The 507-nt window shown below is 60.2% G+C and carries 1 rRNA gene; it reads left to right on the top strand.

The window, feature by feature from the left end:
• Positions 1–109 precede the first annotated feature (109 nt).
• Positions 110–507, top strand: a 16S ribosomal RNA gene (locus RNB18_RS51020); the annotation flags it as partial.

Raw genomic sequence — 507 nt, 5'->3', positions numbered from 1 at the left:
GGTTGGGGCGAGGTTCCTTTGAAGAAAACACAGCGAGGACGCTGTGTGCGAGGGGATTATTCCTCTCCTCGCACCGCTCTCGTGGTGTCATCCCGATTACGGGTAAACATTCACGGAGAGTTTGATCCTGGCTCAGGACGAACGCTGGCGGCGTGCTTAACACATGCAAGTCGAACGATGAAGCCCTTCGGGGTGGATTAGTGGCGAACGGGTGAGTAACACGTGGGCAATCTGCCCTTCACTCTGGGACAAGCCCTGGAAACGGGGTCTAATACCGGATAACACTCTGTCCTGCATGGGTGGGGGTTGAAAGCTCCGGCGGTGAAGGATGAGCCCGCGGCCTATCAGCTTGTTGGTGGGGTAATGGCCTACCAAGGCGACGACGGGTAGCCGGCCTGAGAGGGCGACCGGCCACACTGGGACTGAGACACGGCCCAGACTCCTACGGGAGGCAGCAGGGGGGAATATTGCTCCAGGGGCGAATGCGGGATGCAGCGACGCCGCGTG

Source organism: Streptomyces doebereineriae, from assembly GCF_031845645.1.
GTDB classification, from domain to species: Bacteria; Actinomycetota; Actinomycetes; order Streptomycetales; family Streptomycetaceae; genus Streptomyces; species Streptomyces canus.
Note: the sequence above shows the minus strand (reverse complement) of the source record. Positions and strands in the feature narration are given on the sequence as shown.